18 protein-coding genes are annotated in these 20,203 nt (G+C 72.6%); 7 read left to right on the top strand and 11 right to left on the bottom strand.

The window, feature by feature from the left end; genetic code table 11:
* Positions 1–61: 61 nt before the first annotated feature.
* Positions 62–1,450, bottom strand: coding sequence for an FAD-binding oxidoreductase (locus IE265_RS30935; RefSeq protein ID WP_190039042.1), 1,389 nt, complete (start codon positions 1,448–1,450; stop codon positions 62–64).
* A gap of 203 nt (positions 1,451–1,653) precedes the next feature.
* Here IE265_RS30935 and hemB point away from each other — a divergent pair, with 203 nt between their 5' ends.
* Complete coding sequence (gene hemB, locus IE265_RS30930; RefSeq protein ID WP_190039041.1) at positions 1,654–2,646, top strand: porphobilinogen synthase; 993 nt, start codon at positions 1,654–1,656, stop codon at positions 2,644–2,646.
* 207 nt (positions 2,647–2,853) lie between these two features.
* A complete protein-coding gene (locus tag IE265_RS30925; RefSeq protein ID WP_190039040.1) occupies positions 2,854–3,756 on the top strand; it encodes an SAM-dependent methyltransferase in 903 nt (300 codons plus the stop codon).
* Positions 3,757–3,844: 88 nt separating this feature from the next.
* Here the strand turns inward: IE265_RS30925 and IE265_RS30920 are convergent, their stop codons facing one another.
* Together IE265_RS30920 and argS are read right to left on the bottom strand one after the other, a co-directional pair.
* Positions 3,845–4,771 carry a phosphotransferase family protein gene (locus tag IE265_RS30920; protein ID WP_190039039.1) on the bottom strand — a complete coding sequence of 309 codons (927 nt, stop codon included), beginning with the start codon at positions 4,769–4,771 and terminating at the stop codon, positions 3,845–3,847.
* Between the two features lie 471 nt (positions 4,772–5,242).
* A complete protein-coding gene (gene argS / locus IE265_RS30915; protein WP_190039067.1) occupies positions 5,243–7,027 on the bottom strand; it encodes an arginine--tRNA ligase in 1,785 nt (594 codons plus the stop codon).
* Positions 7,028–7,295: 268 nt separating this feature from the next.
* Between argS and lysS the strand changes: the two genes are divergently transcribed.
* A complete protein-coding gene (lysS, locus tag IE265_RS30910; RefSeq protein ID WP_190039038.1) occupies positions 7,296–9,035 on the top strand; it encodes a lysine--tRNA ligase in 1,740 nt (579 codons plus the stop codon).
* 75 nt (positions 9,036–9,110) lie between these two features.
* On the opposite strand, the gene IE265_RS30905 is transcribed toward lysS, so the two are convergent.
* From IE265_RS30905 to IE265_RS30895, 3 genes are all read right to left on the bottom strand, one after another.
* Complete coding sequence (locus IE265_RS30905; protein ID WP_190039037.1) at positions 9,111–10,478, bottom strand: DUF2637 domain-containing protein; 1,368 nt, start codon at positions 10,476–10,478, stop codon at positions 9,111–9,113.
* A 184-nt stretch (positions 10,479–10,662) separates the two neighbouring features.
* Positions 10,663–11,535: a DUF3558 family protein gene (locus IE265_RS30900; RefSeq protein ID WP_190039036.1), complete on the bottom strand. Its 873-nt coding sequence runs from the start codon at positions 11,533–11,535 to the stop codon at positions 10,663–10,665.
* 148 nt (positions 11,536–11,683) lie between these two features.
* Positions 11,684–12,556, bottom strand: a complete 873-nt coding sequence (locus IE265_RS30895; protein ID WP_190039035.1) for a DUF3558 domain-containing protein — start codon at positions 12,554–12,556, stop codon at positions 11,684–11,686.
* A gap of 205 nt (positions 12,557–12,761) precedes the next feature.
* Here IE265_RS30895 and IE265_RS30890 point away from each other — a divergent pair, with 205 nt between their 5' ends.
* Positions 12,762–13,955 (top strand): RtcB family protein, encoded by a 1,194-nt coding sequence (locus IE265_RS30890; RefSeq protein WP_190039034.1) that lies wholly within the window; start codon positions 12,762–12,764, stop codon positions 13,953–13,955.
* 53 nt (positions 13,956–14,008) lie between these two features.
* Here IE265_RS30890 and IE265_RS30885 read toward each other — a convergent pair whose 3' ends face one another.
* The 4 genes from IE265_RS30885 to IE265_RS30870 all read right to left on the bottom strand — a co-directional run bounded on the left by IE265_RS30885 (position 14,009) and on the right by IE265_RS30870 (position 15,967).
* Entirely contained in the window at positions 14,009–14,194 is a 186-nt protein-coding gene (locus tag IE265_RS30885; RefSeq protein ID WP_190039033.1) for a hypothetical protein, read from the bottom strand.
* Positions 14,194–14,967, bottom strand: coding sequence for an SDR family NAD(P)-dependent oxidoreductase (locus IE265_RS30880; protein ID WP_190039032.1), 774 nt, complete (start codon positions 14,965–14,967; stop codon positions 14,194–14,196). Before IE265_RS30880 ends, IE265_RS30885 begins: the two co-directional genes overlap by 1 nt.
* 151 nt (positions 14,968–15,118) lie before the next feature.
* Entirely contained in the window at positions 15,119–15,451 is a 333-nt protein-coding gene (locus IE265_RS30875) for a YnfA family protein (RefSeq protein ID WP_190039031.1), read from the bottom strand.
* 69 nt (positions 15,452–15,520) lie between these two features.
* Positions 15,521–15,967, bottom strand: coding sequence for a winged helix-turn-helix transcriptional regulator (locus tag IE265_RS30870; protein WP_190039030.1), 447 nt, complete (start codon positions 15,965–15,967; stop codon positions 15,521–15,523).
* A gap of 127 nt (positions 15,968–16,094) precedes the next feature.
* Between IE265_RS30870 and IE265_RS30865 the strand changes: the two genes are divergently transcribed.
* Positions 16,095–16,988, top strand: a complete 894-nt coding sequence (locus IE265_RS30865; RefSeq protein WP_190039029.1) for an NADP-dependent oxidoreductase — start codon at positions 16,095–16,097, stop codon at positions 16,986–16,988.
* A 268-nt stretch (positions 16,989–17,256) separates the two neighbouring features.
* On the opposite strand, the gene IE265_RS30860 is transcribed toward IE265_RS30865, so the two are convergent.
* Complete coding sequence (locus tag IE265_RS30860; protein ID WP_190039028.1) at positions 17,257–18,093, bottom strand: helix-turn-helix domain-containing protein; 837 nt, start codon at positions 18,091–18,093, stop codon at positions 17,257–17,259.
* 180 nt (positions 18,094–18,273) lie between these two features.
* Between IE265_RS30860 and IE265_RS30855 the strand changes: the two genes are divergently transcribed.
* Positions 18,274–19,362 carry an LLM class flavin-dependent oxidoreductase gene (locus IE265_RS30855; RefSeq protein WP_190039027.1) on the top strand — a complete coding sequence of 363 codons (1,089 nt, stop codon included), beginning with the start codon at positions 18,274–18,276 and terminating at the stop codon, positions 19,360–19,362.
* Positions 19,359–20,054 carry an FMN reductase gene (locus tag IE265_RS30850; protein WP_190039026.1) on the top strand — a complete coding sequence of 232 codons (696 nt, stop codon included), beginning with the start codon at positions 19,359–19,361 and terminating at the stop codon, positions 20,052–20,054. The genes IE265_RS30855 and IE265_RS30850 overlap by 4 nt, the downstream gene beginning before the upstream one ends.
* Positions 20,055–20,203 lie beyond the last annotated feature (149 nt).

Raw genomic sequence — 20,203 nt, 5'->3', positions numbered from 1 at the left:
GGCAGCCGTACGTCGTACGCGTCGGCACGCCCGGTGTCCCCCGAGAGGGCGCCGGGCGTCGTCATGCCGCCTCCGGGGGCACCGCGTGGCCGAAGCGCAGCAGGTTCGCCGGGTCGTACACCGCCTTCGCGTGCTGGAGGAACGCGTACACCTCGGGGGTCCAGGCGCGGGCGCGGTCCGGCTCGTCGCCCGGGGTGCCGTGGATGTTGACCATGGTCAGCCCCGTGCCGTAGGGGGCCATGGCGCTCTGGAGCCCGGCGGTGGCGGCCTGGACCGCCATGGCGGCCTCGGGGTCCGGCACGACGCCGACGGCCTCCAGCAGGAACCGCGCGTCGCGGGCGCAGACCGTGTCGTCGACGGCGGCCGGACGCGCCAGCGCGCCGCCCATGGCGCGCAGCTGCACCGCGTGCAGCGGGCAGTCCGCTCCCGGGCCGGCCCGGTCCAGGAGCGCCCGTACGGCGTCGGGGGACAGGTCCGGCAGCAGTACGCAGGACTCCCGTGCCGGCAGCGGGTCGGCGGGTTCGGCGTAGACGCGGTCCGTAGACGCGTAGTCGAGTTCCGCCACCGTGTCGACGGTCACGGGCGCGGCGGCGCGGACGGGGGCGAGCAGCCGTTCGCCCTCGGCCGGATCGCCGGTCCAGGCGGCCACGACCCGGGCCCAGAAGCCGCCGCGCAGGGGTTCGGGGATCTCCGGGAGGGGCGGCAGCCGCAGCAGCGCGAAGGCGCTGTTCATCTCCTCGGGCACCGTCCTGACCCAGTCCAGCCAGGTGCGCAGGACGGTCCCGGCGTGCTCGCCGGGGAAATGGACGCCGCCGCCGAGGAGCCGGGCCGGCGGCAGCAGCCCGCACACCATCGACGTCACGACGCCGACGTTGCCCTTGCCGCCGCGGAGCGCCCGGAACAGTTCGGGCTCGCCCGCGGCGTCCACGTCGCGCAGCGTCCCGTCGGGCGTGACCACCTCGAAGGAGCGGACCAGGTCGGACGCGTAGCCGTGGGTCCGGCCGAGTACGGGGAGCCCGCCGCCCAGCGTGTAGCCGACCGCGCCGACGCCCGAGGACGAGCCGGCGAGGGCGCCGAGTCCGTGCGGGGCGGCCGCCTCCAGGACGTGCCGCCACCTCGCTCCGGCGGCGACCGTCGCGGTGCGCGCACGCGGGTCGATCCGTACGCCGGTCATGCGGGCGGTGCTGATCAGCAGGCCGCCGTCGACGGTGTGGTTGGCGCCGTGGCCGGTGGCCTGGACGGCGACGGGCGTGCCGGTGGCGGCGGCCCAGCGCATCGCCGTCACGACGTCGGCCGTGCCCGTCGCCCCGACGACGACGTCGGGCGCGAACTGCCCGGACAGGTTGAAGCCGGTCACCTCGTCCGCGTACCCGTCGTCCCCGGGTCTCAGGACGGGACCGGCGATCCCGGACAGGGCGAAGAGGTCGGGCACGGCGTGCGTGGCGGTCATCGCGTCCTCCCGGAAGCGCGGGACGGGGTGCGCGGCGGAGTACCGGCGGCGGCCCGGGCGACGCGGCCGCCCGCCTCCCCGCCCCACCAGCTTGGACCCGGGGGGCGGGCTGCGCACGTGGGGTGCGGGGGCGCCCGAGGGGGCCGCGGACTCCGACGGGCCGTCGGCAAATGGGGCCGCCGGGCGGGCGTAGCGTAGGTCCCATGACGACGTACGGATCCTTCCCCGGCACCCGGCCGCGGCGGCTGCGGACCACTCCCGCGATGCGGCGCATGGTCGCCGAGACCCGGCTGCACCCCGCGGACTTCATCCTCCCGGCGTTCGTGCGCGAGGGCGTCTCCGAGCCCGTGCCGATCGCGGCCATGCCCGGCGTCGTGCAGCACACCCGGGACAGTCTGAAGAAGGCGGCGGCCGAGGCGGTGGCGGCCGGTGTCTCCGGGATCATGCTGTTCGGCGTGCCGGAGGAGTCGAAGAAGGACGCGGTCGGCACCCCGGGCACGGACCCGGACGGCATCCTCCAGGTCGCCCTGCGCGACGTCCGCGCCGAGGTCGGCGACGATCTGCTGGTGATGTCCGACCTGTGCCTCGACGAGACCGTCGACCACGGGCACTGCGGTGTGCTGGACGAGCAGGGCCGGGTGGACAACGACGCGACCCTGGAGCGGTACGCGGAGATGGCCCAGGTGCAGGCCGACGCGGGGGCCCATGTGGTGGGGCCCAGCGGGATGATGGACGGCCAGGTCGGGGTGATCCGCGACGCCCTCGACCAGATCGGCCGGGAGGACGTGTCGATCCTCGCCTACACGGCCAAGTACTCCTCGGCCTTCTACGGGCCGTTCCGGGAGGCCGTCGGCTCCTCGCTGAAGGGCGACCGCAAGACGTACCAGCAGGACCCCGCGAACCTGCGGGAGTCCATGCGGGAGCTGGCGCTCGACCTGGAGGAGGGCGCCGACATGGTGATGGTGAAGCCCGCCGGTCCCTACCTCGACGTCCTGGCGCGGGTCGCGGACGCGGTGGACGTGCCGGTGGCCGCCTACCAGATCTCCGGCGAGTACTCGATGGTGGAGGCCGCCGCGGAGAAGGGCTGGATCGACCGGGACAGGGCGATCCTGGAGACCCTCACCGGGATCAAGCGGGCCGGCGCGCGGAACATCCTGACGTACTGGGCGACCGAGGCGGCGCAGCGACTGCGCTGAGCGGCTGCGGGGGATGCCGGCCGCGGCCGGTTGCCGCCGGGGGTGCTGCCGGGACGGGCGGGCGCGTGAATGTGCCCGCCCGTCGGTCCCCCCAAACCCGGCGGGCGGTGTCCTTTCCCGGAATCTCGGTGGTCAGGGCACCATCAAGTCGCCCTGGGAGTTAGGTTGTTGTCCGTCCAGTGACACGACCCTCCAGGGAGATGCCCCATGCCCGGTGATGCTCTCAGCCAGGACCCGGCCGAGCTGAGGAGGAGGATCGACACCACCAAGGCGCACCCGGCCCGTGTCTACGACGTCTTCCTCGGAGGCAAGGACAACTACGAGGTCGACCGGAACGCGGCCGCCGCGGCGCTCGCGGCCAACCCGCGCGGCTACCTCGACGTCCGGCACAACCGGGACTTCCTGCGCCGGGCCGTGACCACCCTGACCCGGGACGAGGGCATCCGGCAGTACCTGGACATCGGCACCGGCCTGCCGACCCAGGAGAACGTCCACCAGATCGCCCAGCGCATCGCCCCGGACTCCCGGGTCGTGTACGTCGACAACGACCCGGTCGTCCTCGCCCACGCGCGCGCCCTGCTCACCAGCGGGCCCGAGGGCCGAACCGATTACATCGACGCGGCGCTGGAGGACCCCGGCCAGATCCTGGACGCGGCCGCCAAGACCCTGGACCTGGAGCGGCCTGTGGCCCTCGCGCTGGTGGCGATCCTGCACTTCGTCGAGGACGAGCAGGCGTACCCCATCGTGCGGGAGCTGATCGACGCGCTGCCCTCCGGCAGCCGCCTGGTGCTCAGCCACCTCACCGAGGACCTCAACCCGGAGAACATCCGCGCGGTCCAGCGGACGTACACCGAGCGCGGTTTCACCTTCGTGCTGCGTTCGCGGGCCGAGGTCGAGCGGTTCCTCACCGAGAGCGGCCTGGAGGTCGACGAGCCCGGTGTCGTCCCCGCCCACCACTGGCGGCCGGACGGCGCGGCGCCCGTGCCCGAGCAGCCGGAGCCCGGCTACCTGGCCACCCTCGACGACATCGAGAAGGTCAGGTACCGCGACATCAACGACGTGACGGACGCGGACATCAACGTCTACGCGGTCACGGGCCGCAAGCCCTGAGCCGGCCGGCCCGGTTCCGCCTGTGCCCGCGCGGACGGGCGGGCACGGACGGACGGGCGGGCGGGCACGGGCGGAACCGGGCCCGCGATCACTCCGTGGCGAACCAGGTCTCCGCGAGCGCGTCCAGGGTCGGCCGGGGCGGATCGGGCATCGTGTGCAGGTACCAGGGCAGATTGCTGTAGACGTGCAGCAGGGTGTACGCCATCAGCGTGTGCGGGTCGAACGGGGCCCGCCCGTAGGCCTCGTAGAACCGCTTGAGCAGCCGGGGCCGGCCGCACGCGATGAACAGGGCGACCCCCACGAAGTCGTACGCAGGGTCGCCGATCAGCGCGGGCTCGAAGTCGAACAGGCCCGTCAGGCGCCAGCCGTCCGGGTCCACCGTCAGGTGCTGGCGCATGAACTCCGTGTGCAGCAGCACGCGCCGCGGCGGCGGGGCCAGCGGCACCGAGCTGAGGAACCACGGAATCTGCTCCAGCCACTCCTGGCCGAGGCCGACCTCGCGCTGCTGCTCCACGGCGTTCACGCGCTGCGCGTCGACGAACAGCCCCCACTGGGACGGGCCGACGCAGTTCCTGAGCGGCGCCGGGTCCAGCGCGTGCAGCGCCGCGAGGGCCTCGCCGGCCTCCGTGACGATGCGGTCCTGGTCCGCGGCCGGAATCCGCGGCCACGCCTCCGCGAGGCTCTCGCCCGGCAGCCGGGACATCAGGACGAAGTGCCAGCCGTTCTTGTACGCGCCCGCCGAGTACAACTGCGGTGTGGGCACGGGCAGTCTGCCGTACACGTGGGTCAGGACCCGCTCCTCGCGCAGCGCGTCCAGCTTCTCGAACGCGGGGAACAGCTTCACGACGTGGGCCGCGCCGACCGAGTACACCGGCAGCGACCCCTCGACGAAGCGGATCAGCGGTTTCGCCGTGATCCCGAGCCGTTCGCACAGGTCCATGACGGCGGGCCGCAGCAGGGCCTCGTCCCGGACGACGTCCTCCAGCTCCTCGCCGGTCTCAACGAGTGGCAGCATGACGGCTCCACGCCATCCGGTCGTCCGGGGTGACGGAGAAGGGCAGTGCAGTGCTCATCGCGCTCCCAGCGTGCGGTCCAACAGGGTCCGGAATCAGCGGAGTCGGGCCGTGCGCCCCGCCGCATCGCATACTTCGGGGTACGTCCCGGCGCCTCAAGCAATGGCCCTCACGTGTGCGGAGCGTGAGGTCCGGGAGGGCGTACGACGGGGGCGCGCGCGGGGCACGGTCGATCCCGCACGGCTGCCCGTGACCGCGGCTCCCGGAGGCACCGCGGTCCGGCGACCACTGTCCCGGAGGGCACCGCTCACGTGTACGCCTTCGCCGCGCTTCACCCGAACGGGAAGCGGAGTGCGCCGGTGGCCGATCCGGCGCGCGCGGCGGTGCCCGAGCCGGTGCGGGGCGCCGCACGACGAGGCCGGCCCCGGCGGGACCATGAGGTCCCGCCGGGGCCGGAGAGGCGTTCGCGCCGGTCAGAGGCGGTCGGGCGTCCTGATGCCGAGCAGGGCCATGCCCTGGTGGAGCGTGCGGGCCGTCAGGTCGACGAGGGCCAGCCGGTTCTCGACGACCTCCGGCGGGTTGGCGTCGCTCAGCACGTGGCACTGGTCGTAGAACGTGGTCAGGTGCGAGGCCAGCTGGTACAGGTACGCGGTCAGCTTGTGCGGCTCGTAGCCCGCGGCCACGTCCATGAGCAGCTCGCCGAACTGGTCCAGGTGCAGACCCAGCGCGCGCTCGGCCGGGGCCAGCGCCAGCTCCGGGTGGGCCACCGGACGGGCGTCCCCGGCCTTCCGCAGGATCGACTGGATACGGGCGTACGCGTACTGGAGGTACACGCTCGTGTCGCCGTTGAGCGACACCATCTGGTCCAGGTCGAACTTGTAGTCGCGGACGGCGGACGTGGACAGGTCCGCGTACTTCACGGCCCCGATGCCGACGTGCCGGCCGTTCTCCAGGATCTCGTCCTCGGTCAGGCCCACCTTCCCGGCCTTCTCGCGGACCACGGCCGTGGCGCGGTCGATCGCCTCGTCGAGCAGGTCGACCAGCCGGACCGTCTCGCCCTCACGGGTCTTGAACGGCTTGCCGTCCTTGCCGAGGACCGTGCCGAAGGCGAGCTGCTGCGCCTTCGTGTCCTCGTTGAGCCAGCCCGCCCTGCGCGCCGTCTCGAAGACCATCTTGAAGTGCAGCGACTGGCGGGCGTCGACCACGTACAGGAGCGTGTCCGCCTTCAGGCCGAAGACGCGGTCGCGGATCGCCGAGAGGTCGGTGGCCGCGTAGCCGTAGCCGCCGTCCGACTTCCGCACGATCAGCGGGACCGGGTTGCCGTCCGGGCCCTTGACGTCGTCGAAGAACACGCACAGCGCGCCCTCGGAGCGGACCGCCACCCCGGACTCCTCCAGGAGCCGGCAGGTCTCCTCGAGCATGTCGTTGTAGCCCGACTCGCCGACCACGTCCGGGTCGCTGATCTCCATGTCGAGCTTGTCGAAGACCGAGTAGAAGTAGATCTTCGACTCGTCGACGAACCTCTGCCAGAGATCCAGGGTCTGCGGCTCGCCGGCCTGGAGGTCGACCACCCGGCGGCGGGCACGCGTCTTGAACTCCTCGTCGGAGTCGAACAGGACGCGGGCGGCCTTGTAGATCCGGTTGAGGTTCGACATGGCCTCCTCGCCGGAGACCGCCGTGTCCTCGGAGCCGCTGCGGTGGTCCAGCTCGTGCGGGTGCTCCAGGAGGTACTGGATCAGCATGCCGAACTGGGTGCCCCAGTCGCCGATGTGGTGGCGCCTGACGACGGTCTCGCCGACGAACTCCAGGATGCGCACGACCGCGTCGCCGATCACCGCGGACCGGAGGTGGCCGACGTGCATCTCCTTGGCCACGTTCGGCTGGGCGTAGTCGATGACCGTGGTGCCCGGGTGGTCGGTGTGGGCGACGCCGAGGCGGTCCGCCGGGTCCGTGGCGCGGGCGGCCAGGTTCTCGGTGATCGCCCGGTCGGTGATCGTGATGTTCAGGAAGCCGGGCCCGGAGACCTCGACGTCCTCGATCACGTCACCCTTCACGATCCGCTCGACGACCTCGGCCGCGAGGGCGCGCGGGTTGGCCCCGGCCTTCTTGGCGAGCGCCAGGATGCCGTTCGCCTGGAAGTCCGCCCGGTCGCTGCGTCGCAGCAGCGGGTCCGCGGAACCGGCGTCCGGCAGGGCTGCCGTGAGCGCGTCGGCCAGCCGCTGGTGGACGGAGGCGGTGAGGGACGTGACCGAGGCCATGGAGTGGGTGCCGTTCTCCTCGTGCGTACGGATGGACGACCAGTATCCCATGGGGGTAAAGGGGTTTTCCCGGACCAGGGGCGGGGACGGGGGCGGCCCGGCCCCTCACGGCCCCCGGCCCGCCCGGTCCCGCGCGGGCGCCGGACAATGCGGTGGACCGGCATGCTGAAGAGGTGTTTTCGTGGATGCGGGCCGAGCTGGGAGGATGAGCCGGTCTGCCGTGCGAACCGTACCGCCGGCCCATGACGATTCCTTGAGAAAGAAGGACGTGCCGATCGTGGCTCAGAGCACCGAGACCACCGACTGGGTCTCCCGTTACGCGGATGAGGTCATCGAGGAGTCGGAGCGTCGGGCCCCGGGCAAACCCGTCGTCGTCGCGTCCGGACTGTCACCCTCCGGCCCGATCCACCTCGGCAACCTGCGCGAGGTCATGACGCCCCACCTGGTCGCCGACGAGATCAGGCGGCGCGGGCACGAGGTCAGGCACCTGATCTCGTGGGACGACTACGACCGCTACCGCAAGGTGCCCAACGGCGTCCCCGGGACCGACGCGTCGTGGGCCGAGCACATCGGCAGGCCCCTCACGTCCGTGCCCGCCCCGAAGGGCTCCGCGTACCCGAACTGGGCCGAGCACTTCAAGGCCGCGATGGTCGAGGCGCTGGCCGGGATGGGCGTCGAGTTCGACGGGATCAGCCAGACGGAGCAGTACACCTCCGGCGCCTACCGCGAGCAGATCCTGCACGCGATGCGGCACCGGGGCGACATCGACGCCATCCTCGAGCAGTACCGGACCAGGAAGGCGCCCGCCAAGAAGTCGCAGAAGCCCCTCGACGAGGCCGAGCTGGAGGCCGCGGAGGGCTCCGGCGCCGCCGCCGAGGACGACGGCACGGGCAGTGCCGGGTACTTCCCGTACAAGCCCTACTGCGGCGGCTGCGGCAAGGACCTCACCACCGTCACGGCCTACGACGACGACACCACCGAGCTGACCTACACCTGCGCCGAGTGCGGCTTCTCGGAGAGCGTCCTGCTGAGCGGGTTCAACCGCGGCAAGCTGGTGTGGAAGGTCGACTGGCCGATGCGCTGGGCGTACGAGGGCGTCGTCTTCGAGCCGAGCGGCGTCGACCACTCCTCGCCGGGGTCGAGCTTCCAGGTCGGCGGGCAGATCGTCGGCGCGATCTTCGGCGGCAAGCAGCCGATCGGTCCCATGTACGCCTTCGTGGGCATCTCCGGCATGGCGAAGATGTCGTCCTCCAAGGGCGGCGTCCCCACCCCCGGTGACGCGCTGCGGATCATGGAGCCGCAGCTCCTGCGCTGGCTCTACGCCCGCCGCAGGCCCAACCAGTCGTTCAAGATCGCCTTCGACCAGGAGATCCAGCGGCTCTACGACGAGTGGGACAAGCTGGAGGGCAAGGTCGCCGACGGCTCCGTCCTGCCGGCGGACGCCGCCGCACACGCGCGTGCCGTGCGCACCGCGGCGGGGGAGCTGCCGAGGACGTCCCGGCCGCTGCCGTACCGGACGCTCGCGTCCGTCGCCGACATCACCGCGGGCGCCGAGGACCAGACGCTGCGCATCCTCGGCGAGCTGGACCCCGGGAGGCCGCTCACCTCCCTGGACGAGGTCCGGCCGCGGCTCGACAAGGCGGAGACCTGGATCAACACCCAGGTCCCGGCCGAGGAGCGCACCGTCGTGCGCGACGAACCCGACACCGGGCTCCTGTCGTCCCTCGACGACCAGGGCCGCGAGTCGCTGCGGCTGCTCCTCGACGGGCTCGCCGCGAACTGGTCCCTGGACGGCCTGACGCACCTCGTCTACGGCGTTCCCAAGGTCCAGGCGGGCTTCTCCGCCGACGCGACCGCCAAGGAGCTCCCGGCGGAGATCAAGGTCGCCCAGCGCACGTTCTTCGCGCTGCTCTACCACCTGCTCGTCGGCCGGGACACCGGGCCGAGGCTGCCCACGCTGCTGCTCGCGGTCGGCCAGGACCGGGTGCGCACGCTGCTCGGCGCCTGACGCGCGGCTCCACGGCCCACGAGGAGGGGGCGCCCGGTGACTCACCGGGCGCCCCCTCCTCGCACGTCGCCGGGTCTAGGCGATGTGGTCCTCCTCCAGCTCCGTGTTGAAGCGGTTCTGGAAGCGGCTCATGTAGCGCCGCAGCTCGCTGTCGGTGAGGGTCACGCCGTACGTCGCCTCGACGTTGCCGCCGAACTCACCCTTCGTCGGCAGGCCCTGGCCGGGCATGATCGACTGACGGAACACCTGGTAGAAGCTCTCCTCGCGGGACTTCTCGTCGGAGAGCGGCGACTGCTCCTCCCGCGGGGCCGGGATCGGCAGCGGTTCGGGCTCCGGGGCGCCGCCCTCGCCGAGCTGGCGCGTGCGGCCGGGACCCGCCGGGATCGGGAAGCTGCCCGTCTCCTCGGGGCCCGGCTCGTAGCGCTGCGACTGCTGCTCCGCGTACCACTGCTCGTACTGCTCCTCGGGCGCGTACGACGGGTCGTAGCCGCCCTCGTAGACGATCTCCTGGTGCGGCGGCGCGAACCACGGGCTGGAGTCGGGCTCCTCCGCGTACTCCAACTGCTCGCGCTGCTCCCGTTCGAGCTGTTCGAGCCGCTCCAGCTGCTCCGGGGTGGTGTAGCCGTCGTCGTCCTGGGGGCGGCGCCGGTCGTCGCCCCGGCCGGCCGGGCCGACCTGCGGCGGTCCGGCGGCGGGTGCCTCGACGCGTTCCAGTTCGGTCTGGTGGCGGGGGGCGGGGGGCAGGACGGCGGGTTCGATGCCGGCGGCGGCGAGGCCGGAGGGGGCGGTCTCGGCCAGCGGTACGCCGTAGCGGGCCAGGCGCAGGGGCATGAGGGACTCGACGGGGGCCTTGCGGCGCCAGGCGCGGCCGAAGCGGGAGCGCAGGCGGGCCTGGTAGACGAGACGTTCCTGCTCCAGCTTGATGACCTGTTCGTAGGAGCGCAGTTCCCACAGCTTCATGCGGCGCCACAGCAGGAAGGTGGGCAGCGGGGAGAGGAGCCAGCGGGTGAGGCGGACGCCTTCCATGTGCTTGTCGGCGGTGATGTCGGCGATGCGGCCCACGGCGTGCCGGGCGGCCTCGACGGAGACCACGAACAGGATCGGGATGACGGAGTGCATGCCGACGCCGAGCGGGTCGGGCCAGGCGGCGGCGCCGTTGAAGGCGATGGTGGCCGCAGTCAGCAGCCACGCGGTCTGGCGCAGCAGCGGGAAGGGAATCCTGATCCAGGTCAGGAGCAGGTCGAGCGCGAGCAGCACGCAGATGCCCGCGTCGATGCCTATCGGGAACACGTAGCTGAAGTTCCCGAAGCCCTTCTGCAGGGCGAGTTCGCGCACCGCCGCGTACGAACCGGCGAAGCCGATACCGGCGATGACGACCGCTCCGAAGACGACCACCCCGATGAGCAGCCGATGCGTCTTTGTGAGCTCGATAGGCGCGGTCACCCGTACTCCCCTCCCCTTACGACCTGTTGCGGCCAACAGGGTGGCACATGTGTGCGGTCCGCGGGTGCGCGGTTCGGCAGGAGCCCGGCCCCCGCGGGGGCCGGGCTCCGTCAAATGTCCTGGTCCGGCCGCGAATCGGCGGCCGGCGGGACGTAATGTCCCGGTTTTCTACGGGCCTGCGGTGTCAGTCCTTCTTGGCGGCGGACTTGCTCGCGCGCGGGGACGCGTCCTTGCTCTCGTCCGGACCCACGCTCGCGCCCTTGCCCGAGCTCCGGCTCGGGGAGGCGTCGGTGCCGGAGTCCGCGCCCGGAGAGGCGGCGGCGCCGCCCTCGTTGGCCGTCACCACGGACCGCACGGCCTCCTTGGCGGCCTTCTGCGCCGCCTTCGACAGGTCGGCGACCTTCGGGGACTCGTCGCCCGCGAGGCCCGCGCCGTTGTAGTCGAGCGTCACCACGACGTTCTCGACCCGCGTCACGACCGTCTGCTGCCTGAAGGTGCCTTCCTTCTTCTTCAGGTCGTACGTCACGAGCGTCGCCTCCTCGCCCGTGCCGGTCAGCGGCCGCGACTTCACGTTCTTCGCGTCCGTCACCGAGCGGGCGTCCTCCACCTGCTTGGCGTGGTACTCGGCGGCGAGCGTGTCCCCCTCGCCGCGGGTCGCGTCGGACTCGAAGCGCAGCAGCGACACGTTCAGCCAGCGGAACTGCGAGCCGTCCACGCCGTTGTTGTCCAGGCTGTCCCAGGAGCAGCTGCCGCGCGTCGCCGTGTCGTCCGACGAGCCCTCCTTGCCGGACTTGCTCCCCTTCGGCACCAGGTCCTTCAGGGACTTGGCGGAGAGCACGGCGCACGGCTCGGGCAGCTTCGCGTACGCGGCCTCCTTCACCACGGAGCCCGCCTCCGTCGCGGAGGGCGAGGCCGAGGAGCCGGACTCCTTCTTCGCGTCGCCGCCGGAGCCGTCGTCGGAGTCCGACGAGCAGCCGGAGGCCACGAGCATCACCGGGACGGCGGCTGCGCAGACGAGGATGCGGGTGAGTCGCTGTCGCTGTGCGGGTCGGTGCATGGTTCCTTCACTCAAGACGCTCGGGTGTGCGTGCGAACGGCCGCGTCCTCGGCCTGCCGCACTCGGTCGGGTCCGAGGGGTCACGGTACGCCGAACGGGACAACCGCGGCTCCGGTTCCACCGAGTCCGAAACCCCCGCGGAACGCCCCTAGTCGTTGAAGGTCCCGGCGAGCCGGTCGGCCAGTTTCCGTGCCCTGTCCTGCATGTCCTCGCTGCTCGGGACGTCCGTCGTGCTGGCCGGCTGCTCGTCGTACTGGATCGTCACGATCACGTTGGACGTGCGGAACACCACAGTCACGGTGCGCTGCCGGGAGTCGTTCAGGGCGTCGTCGAGGAACGCCTCGTCGCCGAGGTCGTCGAGCACGCGGGGCTGGAGGGCGGCCGGGACGGAGGTCGCGCCGGGCTCCCCCGAGGCGGTGCCGGAGGCGCTCGCGTCGCTGTCGGGGCCGTCCGAGCCGTCGGGGGAGGCCTCGTCCTCGTCCTGCGAGCCCTCGGCGGACGGTTCGTCCGACGAGCCGGACCCCGGCTGCGAACCGTCGTCGTCGCCGGAGTCCTCCGGCGACGAGGAGGGCTCCGGCAGGTCCGCCGCCGTCACCTTCCCGGCGAAGATGCGGGTCGCCTCGTCGTCGTCGCTGACCGCGTTCTCGTACGAGACCACGCGCTCGAAGTCCACAAGGAGGTGGTCCGTCACGCTCGCGGCCTCCGCCTTCCAGCGGCAGCCGACCTTGCGGTCCGTGTCGAAGGTCGGCGTGGCGGTGCCCGCGTACGCCTTCTCCCGCTGCCTCTCGTCGGTGATCTGCCCGATCCCCGGCAGGAGCGCGTCCAGGGTGTTCTGGGAGACCGCGGCGCACGGCTCGGGAAGCGTGCGGTACTTGCCGGGCGGTGCCGCCGCGCTCGTCGTGGCCGTGTCGCCCGGCTTCGGGTCGGTCGGGCTCTCGTCCTGCGGCGATCCACCGGTGCAGCCGGCAAGCAGTACCGCGAGGAGCGCGGCGACGCCGGATACGTACGCCTTCCGCTGCACGGTGGGGCTCCTCTCGACAGGTCGCTCCGCTGTGCCCGCGACCAGGTGTCCTGTGGTTAATCGGTTGCCGCACGGGGGCGGCGCCTGAAGACAATGTGTATCGCACGCACTGCCGTGGACGCCGGTCCGTCGTCCTGAATGTTGCATCTGAGCACCGGTTTTGCGCTTTGTCACTTCTGTTGGTTTTCGGGGGAATGGGGACGTCGTGTCGTACGTGGAGGTACCGGGGGCGAAGGTTCCGATCCGTATGTGGACCGATCCGGGGTCCGTGGAGGAGGGCGCGATGCAGCAGCTGCGGAACGTCGCCACCCTGCCGTGGATCAAGGGTCTGGCCGTGATGCCGGACGTGCACTACGGCAAGGGCGCCACGGTCGGCTCGGTCATCGCGATGCACGGGGCGGTCTGCCCGGCCGCGGTGGGCGTGGACATCGGCTGCGGGATGTCGGCGGTCAGGACCTCCCTGACGGCCAACGACCTCCCGGGCGACCTCTCCCGTCTCCGGTCGCAGATCGAGCAGGCCATCCCGGTGGGACGCGGCATGCACGAGGACCTCGTCGAGCCCGGTGACTTCCACGGCCTCGCGACCGCCGGATGGGACGACTTCTGGGGCCGCTTCGAGGGCATCGCGGACGCGGTGAAGTTCCGGCAGCAGCGGGCGACCCGGCAGATGGGCACGCTGGGCGGCGGCAACCACTTCGTCGAGGTGTGCGTCGACACGGACGGCGCGGTGTGGCTGATGCTCCACTCCGGATCGCGGAACATCGGCAAGGAGCTGGCCGAGCACCACATCGGGGTGGCGCAGAAGCTGTCGTACAACCAGGGCCTGGTCGACCGCGACCTCGCCGTCTTCGTCGCGGACACCCCGCAGATGACGGCGTACCGCAACGACCTGTTCTGGGCGCAGGAGTACGCGAAGTACAACCGCACGCTGATGATGGCGCTCCTGAAGGACGTGGTCCGCAAGGAGTTCAGGAAGGCCAAGCCGGTCTTCGAGCGGGAGATCAGCGCCCACCACAACTACGTGGCCGAGGAGCGGTACGAGGGCATGGACCTGCTGGTCACCCGCAAGGGCGCGATCCGCGCGGGTTCCGGCGAGTACGGGATCATCCCGGGCTCCATGGGCACGGGCTCGTACATCGTGAAGGGACTCGGCAACGAGAAGGCCTTCAACTCCGCCTCGCACGGCGCGGGCCGGCGCATGAGCCGCACCGCGGCGAAGCGGCGCTTCACGACCAAGGACCTGGAGGACCAGACCAGGGGCGTCGAGTGCCGCAAGGACTCCGGGGTCGTGGACGAGATCCCCGGCGCCTACAAGCCGATCGAGCAGGTCATCGACCAGCAGCGGGACCTCGTGAAGGTCGTGGCGAAGCTGAAGCAGGTCGTCTGCGTGAAGGGCTGAACCGGACCCGGCGGGGCCCGGACCGTCACCGGTCCGGGCCCCGCTCCCCGTCGTCACCCGGCGTGCGTCACCGCGTAGATCATGACGAACGCCACGATGTGGATGCCGAAGAGGAAGTACGCGAGGTACCACCAGACGTACCGCTCGTCCTTCTTCTCCTGGGCGAGCCGCGCCCGCTCCCGGTCCTCGGCGAGCGGCTCCCGGGCCGGTCCGGGCCCCGCGGGTTCCGTGTCCGGCACTACAGCTCCCTGTGGACCTTCGTGTTGGAGGCCTGCGCGCGGGGCCTGACGACCAGCAGGTCGATGTTGACGTGGGAGGGGCGGCCGACCGCCCAGTCGATCGTCTCGGCCACGTCGTCCGCGGTCAGCGGCTCCGCGACACCCGCGTACACCTTCGCCGCCTTCTCGGTGTCGCCGCCGAAGCGGGTCAGCGCGAACTCGTCGGTCTTCACCATGCCGGGCGCGACCTCGATCACCCGGACCGGGGTGCCGACGATCTCCAGGCGGAGCGTCTCGGCGAGCACGTGCTCGCCGTGCTTGGCCGCGACGTAGCCCGCGCCGCCCTCGTAGGTGCCGTGGCCCGCGGTCGAGGAGACGACGACCACCGTGCCGTCGCCGCTCGCCGTGAGGGCGGGCAGCAGCGCCTGGGTGACGTTCAGGGTGCCGATGACGTTCGTCTCGTACATCTGCCGCCATTCCGCCGGGTCGCCGGTCGCGACCGGGTCCGCGCCGAGGGCGCCGCCGGCGTTGTTGACGAGCACGCCGATCGTCGTGAAGGCGCTCGCGAACTCGTCGACCGCCGCGCGGTCGGTGACGTCGAGCGCGTACGCCGTCGCCCTGCCGCCCGCCGCGGTGATCTCCTCCGCGAGCGCCTCGATGCGGTCCTTGCGGCGGGCCGTGACGACGACGCGGTACCCCGCGGCCGCGAGCCGGCGGGCCGTCGCGGCGCCGATTCCGCTGCTCGCTCCGGTGACGACGGCGATACGGGAGGGGGCGGCGGGCGCGGCGGTCATTGACTGCTCCTCGGGCGACGGGGCGGGCGCGCGACCCGGGTCGCCGCTCGCTCGTACGGTCGATTGCTTCGGCCGCCAGGATATGCGGGCGGCGCGCACGGCCGCCGGGGACGCCGTGGCCCGTGTGCCCGTCACGGTCGTCCGGCCGGTTTCAGCCGCGCGGCGCGTACATGATCACGGCCATGCCCGCGAGGCAGACCAGCGCCCCTGTCACGTCCCAGCGGTCGGGACGGAAGCCGTCCGCGACCATGCCCCAGACGAGCGAGCCGGCGACGAAGACCCCGCCGTACGCGGCCAGGACGCGCCCGAACTCGGCGTCGGGCTGGAGCGTGGCGACGAATCCGTAGGCGCCCAGGGCCATCACGCCCGCGCCGATCCACAGCAGCCCCCGGTGCTCGCGCACGCCCTGCCAGACGAGCCACGCGCCGCCGATCTCCAGGAGCGCGGCGAGGACGAACAGGGCGGCGGAACGGGCGATCGGCATGACGACACCCTGGCACGTCCCGTCCGGGGCCAGGGGGCGCGCTCCCTCCGGTGGCGGGACGCCGAGACTCTAGGACGCCGAGGACGCCGAGGACGCCGAGGACGCCGAGGACGCCGAGGACGCCGAGGCGTCGTAGCGCTCGCGCGCCTCGTCGACCTCCGAGATGTGCAGTTCGGCCCAGTCCTTCACGGCGACGAGGAGCGCGCTCAGGCTCGCGCCCAGCGGTGTGAGCTCGTAGTCGACGCGGACGGGCACGGACGGGGTCACGGTCCGCGTCACGATGCCGTCCCGCTCCAGCGAACGGAGGGTCTGGGTCAGCATCTTGGCGCTGACGCCCGCGATCCTGCGGCCGAGGTCGCTGTAGCGCATCGGGCCGGCGGCGAGGGCGCTGACGACGAGGCTGACCCACTTGTCGCTGATGCGGTCGAGGAGCTGGTTGGTCGGGCAGCCCTTGAGGAACGCGTCGTACTCCTCCCGTGCCCGGGCGCGCCGCTCGGCCGCGGTCATGGTCGCCATCGTCCACTCACCTCCGGGTGACGTACGCACCTTCAGGTGCCTACTTACCAGAAGAGAGTAACTCTTCCTAGGGTTGTCGCAACGGGAGAGGAACCCGTACAAGTCGCTGCAAAAGGGAGAGTTGGTCATGCGTGCACTCGTGGTGACGGAGTTCGGCGGTCCCGAGGCCGTACGGATCGTGGAGTCGGAGGTGCCCGAGCCCGCTGCCGGGCAGGTGCGGATCAAGGTCGCGGCGGCGGCGCTGAACCCGGTCGACGCGGGCGTCCGCTCCGGCGTGTTCGGCGGCGCGGGCGAGCGGATCGGGCTCGGCTGGGACGTGGCGGGCACGGTGGACGCGGTGGGGCCCGGCGCGGACCGGTCCGTGGGCGACCGGGTGGTCGCGCTCCAGTACGGCCTGGTCAAGCCGCTCGGTACGCACGCCGAGTACGTGGTCGTGGACGCCGCCTCGGTCGCCGCGGCGCCCGCCTCGGTCGACGCCGTGCACGCGGCCACCCTGCCGCTGAACGCCCTCACGGCGGCCGGCGCCCTGGACCTGCTGGACCTCGGGGAGGGGCAGTCGCTGCTGGTCACGGGCGCGGCGGGCGCGGTCGGCGGGTACGCCGTGCAGCTCGCAGCGCACCGCGGGGTGGTCGTGACCGCGTTGGCACGCGAGAGCGACGAGCCGCTCGTACGGTCCCTGGGCGCGGCGCGTTTCGTCCCGGGCGGCGCGTCCCCGGCGGGCGGGTTCGACGCGGTCCTGGACGCGGCCGTGCTCGGCGCGGCCGCGCTGGAGTGGGTGCGCGACGGCGGCGCGTACGCGGGGGTCATCCCGCGGACCGAACCCGCCCCCGTGCGCGGGGTGCGGACCGCCGCCGTGGAGGTGGCGGCCGACGGGGCACGGCTCGCCGAGCTGGTGGCGCTCCTCGACGCGGGCGTCCTGACGGCCAGGGTCGCCGGGACCTACCCCCTGGAGGAGGCGGTCGAGGCGCACGGACGGCTCGCGAAGGGCGGGGTGCGGGGGCGGCTCGTCCTGGTCCCCTGAGCCACCCCGGCGACGGGCTGAGCGACTGCGACTGCGACTGCGACTGCGGCTGCGGGGCTGCGGGGCTGCGGGGCTACCGGGCCGGGGGCCGGTGAGCCGTGGACCGGTGGGTCCGCCGGGCCGTGGGGCGCCGGGCCGTGGGTCCGACGGGCTCCCGACCGGGGCGTGCGGTCGGTCACCCGGGGTGGGCGCGGTCGGTCACCGGGGGTGGCTCTGTTCGGTCACCCGGGGTGGACCCGGTGCGGGCGTCCGGGGTGGCCGCGATCGGTCACCCGGGGGCGGCCCCGGTCCGTCCCACGGGGTGCTCGCCCCGGGCGTACGCCGTCGGCGGGACGCCCACCGTCGCCGTGAAGTCCCGGACGAGATGGGCCTGGTCCGCGTAGCCCAGGTCGGCGGCCAGGGAGGCCCAGTCGACGTCCGGCGCGGACTCGGCGTGCTCCAGGGCCTCGTGGATGCGGTGGCGCAGGATGATCCACTTGGGGCCCACGCCGACGTACGCGGAGAAGAGGCGCTGCATCGCCCGGACGGTCATGCCCTGGGAGCGGGCGAACTCGCCGACACGGCGGATGCCGCGGTCGCCGCGGATCCGCTCGGCGAGGCCGGTCGCCAGGGCGGCCCGCGGGTCGGGGGCGGCCGGGGCGAGCCGCAGCAGGAAGTCGTCGAGCGCGGCGACGCGCGCGTCCTCCCCGGCGGGGAGGAGGACCGCCGCCGGGTCCGTGTCGGGGAACACCTCGGGCTGCCGTACGCGCCGGCCCGTCCAGGCGCTCACGGGCGGGCCGGGGGCGAAGGGGCGGAAACCGCCCGGGCGGAACTTGACCCCGCAGACCCGTCCCCGCCCGGTCAGCCGCTGGGTGAAGAGTCCGGACGGGATGCCCGCGACCTCGGCGAAGGGCTCCCGCCCCTCGAACCACTGGAAGACCACGTGGACCGAGGGGTGGGGCACCACGTGCGAGACGTACGGCTCGGCGAGGTCCCAGTCGATCAGCCAGTAGTGCTCCACGTAGGGGCGCAGCGCCTCGGCGGGCGCGGGGCGGCGGAAGTCGACGCGCGCGAGGAACTCCGCGGCGCCGACGATTCCGCGGGTGTCGCGGCGTGGGGCGGCCATGGGGGGATCGTAGGACGGGCCACCGACAGTCCCGGGGGGCCGGTGTCCGGCCCCGGGTCCGGCCCCGGCCCCGGGTCCGGGCCCGCGTCCGGCCCGCGTCCGGACCTCGGGGAATAGGTGTCGCGGTGCCGCCGTTCAGGGGTATAGTTGAACAATCAACAACCTGGAGGGTGAGCGACCATGCAGTTCGGGATCTTCAGCGTCGGTGATGTGACACCGGACCCGACGACCGGCCGGACGCCGACCGAGGGCGAGCGGATCAAGGCCATGGTCGCCATCGCCCAGAAGGCGGAGGAGGTCGGTCTCGACGTCTTCGCGACCGGCGAGCACCACAACCCGCCCTTCGTGCCGTCGTCGCCGACCACGATGCTCGGCTATGTGGCGGCGCGGACGGAGAAGCTGATCCTCTCCACGTCCACCACACTCATCACCACCAACGACCCGGTGAAGATCGCGGAGGACTTCGCGATGCTCCAGCACCTGGCGGACGGACGCGTGGACCTCATGATGGGGCGCGGCAACACCGGCCCGGTCTACCCCTGGTTCGGCAAGGACATCCGGCAGGGGATCAACCTCGCCGTGGAGAACTACGCCCTGCTGCACCGGTTGTGGCGCGAGGACGTGGTGACCTGGGAGGGCAAGTTCCGTACGCCCCTCCAGTCCTTCACCTCGACGCCCCGGCCCCTCGACGACGTGCCGCCGTTCGTCTGGCACGGCTCGATCCGCTCGCCGGAGATCGCCGAGCAGGCCGCGTACTACGGCGACGGCTTCTTCCACAACAACATCTTCTGGCCGGCCGACCACACCAAGCGGATGGTCGAGCTGTACCGGTCGCGGTACGCGCACTACGGGCACGGCACGCCCGAGCAGGCGATCGTCGGGCTCGGCGGGCAGGTGTTCATGCGGCGCAACTCGCAGGACGCGGTACGGGAGTTCCGGCCCTACTTCGACAACGCGCCGGTGTACGGGCACGGGCCGTCCCTGGAGGAGTTCACCGACCAGACCCCGCTGACCGTCGGGTCGCCGCAGGAGGTCATCGAGAAGACGCTGACCTTCCGCGAGTACGCCGGCGACTACCAGCGCCAGCTGTTCCTCGTGGACCACGCCGGCCTGCCGCTGAAGTCGGTGCTCGAACAGCTCGACCTGCTGGGCGAGGAGGTCGTCCCCGTCCTGCGCGAGGAGTTCGCCAAGGGCCGTCCGGCCGGTGTGCCGGAGGCTCCCACCCACGCGGCCCGTGTGGCCGCCGCCAAGGAGGTGACCGTGTCATGAGGCTCGTCGTCGTCTCGGCGGGGCTGAGCGTCCCGTCGTCGACCCGGCTGCTGGCCGACCGGCTCGCGACGGCCGTCTCCGACCGGGCCGGGGGACAGGGCGCGGTGGACGTGCGCGTGGTGGAACTGCGGGACCTCGCGGTCGAGATCGCCCACAACCTCACCACCGGGTTCCCCGGTCCGGCGCTCGCCTCCGCGCTCGACGCGGTGGCGACCGCGGACGGACTGATTGTGGTCACGCCCGTGTTCTCCGCCTCCTACAGCGGGCTGTTCAAGTCCTTCTTCGACGTGCTGGACCCCGAGGCGCTGACCGGCAGGCCGGTGCTGATCGCCGCGACCGGCGGCTCGGCCCGGCACTCGCTGGTCCTGGAGCACGCGCTGCGCCCGCTGTTCTCGTACCTGCGGGCCGTGGTCGTGCCGACCGGCGTGTACGCCGCCTCGGAGGACTGGGGCGCCGAGGGCCTGGCGGAGCGCATCGAGCGGGCGGCGGCAGAGCTGGCCGGACTGATGCGCGGGCTCACCGCCGGTGCGCGGGTGGCTGCCGGCCCGGCCGGGTCTGCCGATCGGGCCGGGTCCCCGCCGGAGTCCGTGCAGGTGCCGGTGTCCGTGCCGGCGCCCGGCGGGCCGGTGGGGGCGGGTGGCTTCGAGGTGATCCCGTTCGAACAGCAACTCGCCGCGCTGCGGCCCGAGTAGCCCGGACCGGCTCCCCGGCTCGGGCCGACCCGGCACCCTGCGGGGTCCCCCGGCCCTCTCGGCCCCCGGAGACCGACCCCGCTTCCCGGGCCCCGGTGGTCGGCTCCCGCACCGGGTACGCCTGCCGGGCTCCCGGTCGTCGGAGGGGC

Source organism: Streptomyces fructofermentans (assembly GCF_014651055.1).
GTDB classification, from domain to species: domain Bacteria; phylum Actinomycetota; class Actinomycetes; order Streptomycetales; family Streptomycetaceae; genus Streptomyces; species Streptomyces fructofermentans.
Note: the sequence above shows the minus strand (reverse complement) of the source record. Positions and strands in the feature narration are given on the sequence as shown.

Bases quoted from the DNA above. Each gene is read 5' to 3' on its own strand.
- IE265_RS30935 (WP_190039042.1), bottom strand. From the start codon at position 1,450: ATGACCGCCACGCACGCCGTGCCCGACCTCTTCGCCCTGTCCGGGATC.
- hemB (WP_190039041.1), top strand. From the start codon at position 1,654: ATGACGACGTACGGATCCTTCCCCGGCACCCGGCCGCGGCGGCTGCGG.
- IE265_RS30925 (WP_190039040.1), top strand. From the start codon at position 2,854: ATGCCCGGTGATGCTCTCAGCCAGGACCCGGCCGAGCTGAGGAGGAGG.
- IE265_RS30920 (WP_190039039.1), bottom strand. From the start codon at position 4,771: ATGCTGCCACTCGTTGAGACCGGCGAGGAGCTGGAGGACGTCGTCCGG.
- argS (WP_190039067.1), bottom strand. From the start codon at position 7,027: ATGGCCTCGGTCACGTCCCTCACCGCCTCCGTCCACCAGCGGCTGGCC.
- IE265_RS30900 (WP_190039036.1), bottom strand. From the start codon at position 11,535: ATGCACCGACCCGCACAGCGACAGCGACTCACCCGCATCCTCGTCTGC.
- IE265_RS30880 (WP_190039032.1), bottom strand. From the start codon at position 14,967: ATGACCGCCGCGCCCGCCGCCCCCTCCCGTATCGCCGTCGTCACCGGA.
- IE265_RS30875 (WP_190039031.1), bottom strand. From the start codon at position 15,451: ATGCCGATCGCCCGTTCCGCCGCCCTGTTCGTCCTCGCCGCGCTCCTG.
- IE265_RS30870 (WP_190039030.1), bottom strand. From the start codon at position 15,967: ATGGCGACCATGACCGCGGCCGAGCGGCGCGCCCGGGCACGGGAGGAG.
- IE265_RS30865 (WP_190039029.1), top strand. From the start codon at position 16,095: ATGCGTGCACTCGTGGTGACGGAGTTCGGCGGTCCCGAGGCCGTACGG.
- IE265_RS30860 (WP_190039028.1), bottom strand. From the start codon at position 18,093: ATGGCCGCCCCACGCCGCGACACCCGCGGAATCGTCGGCGCCGCGGAG.
- IE265_RS30855 (WP_190039027.1), top strand. From the start codon at position 18,274: ATGCAGTTCGGGATCTTCAGCGTCGGTGATGTGACACCGGACCCGACG.
- IE265_RS30850 (WP_190039026.1), top strand. From the start codon at position 19,359: ATGAGGCTCGTCGTCGTCTCGGCGGGGCTGAGCGTCCCGTCGTCGACC.